1 protein-coding gene is annotated in these 3,118 nt (G+C 65.4%); it reads right to left on the reverse strand.

What is annotated here, in order from left to right; all coding sequences use genetic code 11:
* Positions 1-63: 63 nt before the first annotated feature.
* Entirely contained in the window at positions 64-2,691 is a 2,628-nt protein-coding gene (gene topA, locus HPA02_RS17970) for a type I DNA topoisomerase (RefSeq protein WP_146804576.1), read from the reverse strand.
* Positions 2,692-3,118 lie beyond the last annotated feature (427 nt).

The following is a 3,118-nucleotide window of genomic DNA, read 5'->3' on the forward strand; positions in this document are numbered from 1 at the left end:
ACTTGCCGCCCTCGGAAAAAGTGACCTTCCAGGCACGAGCCTTGCCGCTCTCCTCGGCCAGCGTCATTTGCGCTTGTCCTCCACCTGCCATTTGCCGCCCTCGAAGGTCGCCTTCCAGCCGCTGGCCTTGCCGTTCTCCTCGGTCATCACGTACTGGCTCTTGGTCTTGCGCGAGAAGCGGATCTGCGCCGGGCGACCATCCGGGTCCTCGCTGGGCGCCTTGAGCAGGAAGTGATACTTCTCGGGAAGCGCCTCGGCATGGGCCTTGAGCTCGCGCACCAGGGGCGGGCGGGTCTCGCGATTCTTGGGAAACTGGCTGGCGGCCAGGAAGAGGCCACTGGCGCCGTCGCGCAGCACATAGTGATCCTCGACCTTCTGGCAGGCCAGCTCCGGCATGGGAATCGGATCCATCTTCGGCGGCGCCACCTCGCCGCTCTTGAGCAGCTTACGGGTGTTCTTGCACTCGCTGTTGGTGCAACCGAAGTACTTGCCGAAGCGTCCGCTCTTGAGCTGCATCTCCGAGCCGCACTTGTCGCACTCGATCACCGGCCCCTCGTAGCCCTTGATGCGGAACTTGCCCTGCTCCACCTCGTAGCCGTCGCAGTCCGGGCTGTTGCCGCAGATATGCAGCTTGCGGGTCTCGTCGATCAGGTAGCTGTCCATGGCGGTGCCGCACTTGGGGCAGCGGTGCTTGGCACGCAGCGCCTCGGTTTCGGCCTCCTCGTCGGCGTCGGCGGCCACCGCCTCTTCACCGGGGATCAGGTCGATGGTGGTCTTACAGCGCTCCTTGGGCGGCAGGTTATAGCCGGAGCAGCCCAGGAAGACCCCGGTGGACGCGGTGCGGATCTGCATCTTGCGCCCGCAGCTGGGGCAGTCGATATCGGTGGGCACCGGCTGGTTGGGGCGCATGCCGTCGTCGCTCTCGGCCCGCTCCAACTGACGCTTGAAATCGGCATAGAAGGCGTCCAGCAACTCTCGCCAGTTGCGCTCGCCCTCGGCCACCTGATCGAGGCTGTCCTCCATGCGCGCGGTAAAGGAGAAGTCCATCAGGTCACGGAAGGACTCGGCCAGGCGATCGGTGACGATATCGCCGAGCTTCTCCGCGTAGAAGCGGCGGTTCTCCAGCTTGACGTAGCCACGCTCCTGAATGGTGGAGATGATCGCCGCATAGGTGGAGGGACGGCCGATGCCGCGCTTCTCCAGCTCGCGCACCAGGCTCGCCTCGGTGAAGCGCGCCGGCGGTTTGGTGAAGTGCTGCAGGGGGTCCAGGCTCACCAGCTCCAGCGGCGTGCCCTCGGCCAGATCCGGCAGCGACTGGTCCTCCTGCTTGCCGGCAGGCTTCATCACCCGGGTATAGCCGTCGAACTTGAGCACCCGGCCCTTGGCCTTGAGCTCATAGCCCTGGGTCTCGACGGTCAGGGTGCTGGAGAGATACTCCGCCGGGGTCATCTGGCAGGCCACGAACTGGCGCCAGATCAGCTCGTAGAGCCGCTCGGCATCGCGCTCCATGCCGGCCAGATCGCTGGCCTTGCGGGTCACCTCGGAGGGGCGGATCGCCTCGTGGGCCTCCTGGGCGCCCTCCTTGCTGGAGTAGCGATTGGGCGACTCGGGCAGGTAACGCGCCCCATACGCCTCACCGATATAGTCCCGAGCACTGGCCACCGCCTCCTGGGAGAGGTTGGTGGAGTCGGTCCGCATATAGGTGATATAGCCCGCCTCGTAGAGGCGCTGGGCCAGGGTCATGGTCTTCTTCACCGAGAAGCCCAGGCGACCGCTGGCGGCCTGCTGCAGGGTCGAGGTTATAAAGGGCGCATTGGGCTTGGAGCGAGTCGGCTTGTCTTCACGGCCGGTAATCGCCAGGCTCGCCGTTTTCAGCGCGGCGATGCGCTCCAGGGTCTCCGTCTCGGAGGTGGGGCGGAAGGCCTTGCCGTCCTGGCGCACCAGCTCGAAGCGGATCGGGGCCTGGCCGTCGGCGGCCAGGTCGGCATGCACGTCCCAGAACTCTTCCGGCACGAAGGCGCGGATCTCCCGCTCCCGCTCGACGATCAGGCGCACCGCTACCGACTGCACGCGGCCGGCGGAGAGGCCCCGGGCGACCTTGTTCCAGAGCAGTGGCGAGACCATAAAGCCCACCACCCGATCGAGGAAGCGGCGCGCCTGCTGGGCCTCGACCCGTTCCATCTGCAGTTTGCCGGGCTCCTTGAAGGCCTCCTGGATGGCGTTCTTGGTGATCTCGTTGAACACCACCCGCTTGTAGCGGGAGGCATCGCCGCCGATGGTCTCCTTGAGGTGCCAGGCGATGGCTTCCCCCTCGCGATCCAAATCGGTGGCGAGGTAGACGGCATCGGCCTTCTCGGCCTGTTTCTTGAGCTCGGCGACCACCTTCTCCTTGCCGGGCAGCACCTCGTAATGGGCCTCCCAGTCGTGTTCCGGGTCGATGCCCATGCGCCGAATCAGCTGGTCCCAGGCCTTGCGCTTCTTGTAGGCGGCCTTCTCCTCCGGCGACATCTTGCGGGTCGCCGCCGCCTGGCGGGCGCGCTCCTTGGGATCCGCGGCACCCTTGCCGGAGCCGCTGGTCGGCAGGTCACGAATATGCCCCACGCTCGACTTAACGACGAAGTCGTTGCCGAGATACTTATTGATCGTCTTGGCCTTGGCCGGTGACTCGACGATGACCAGTGACTTGCCCATAGTGCTCCACTTTCTATGTGCCCGAGACCGGAGGGTCCCGGCATCGATCCCTCGCCGAAGGGCTCTTCGACGGAAAAATGCGCTTACCCTACCCCAGGCGATCCCTTCACGCCAGGCCCGCCGCTTTCTGAACCTAGCCGCCGATGCCGGGCCGGGCAAGGGGCACGAGGCGTCATCTCACCGTCATCGAAGCGTTACAGACTCCCTCGGCATCGCGAGGCGAGCCCCTTTTCAGCGGGCCTCGAGCATGCTCTACTGTGATGTAGTAAAAACACTACATTGAGAATAATGCCGGTCTCGGCCCTCGCGCCCGACCCTACACTACGCCGATTCCAGAGGAGTCTTACCATGTCGATCGCCCATCCCCCCCTGCGCCGCACCAAGATCGTCGCCACCCTGGGTCCCGCCAGCGACCGGGAGGGCGTGC

Origin of the sequence: Bisbaumannia pacifica (assembly GCF_007989625.1) — a bacterium.
GTDB lineage: Bacteria > Pseudomonadota > Gammaproteobacteria > Pseudomonadales > Halomonadaceae > Bisbaumannia > Bisbaumannia pacifica.

Coding starts and splice junctions, on each gene's coding strand:
- topA (WP_146804576.1), bottom strand. CDS start 2,691: ATGGGCAAGTCACTGGTCATCGTCGAGTCACCGGCCAAGGCCAAGACG.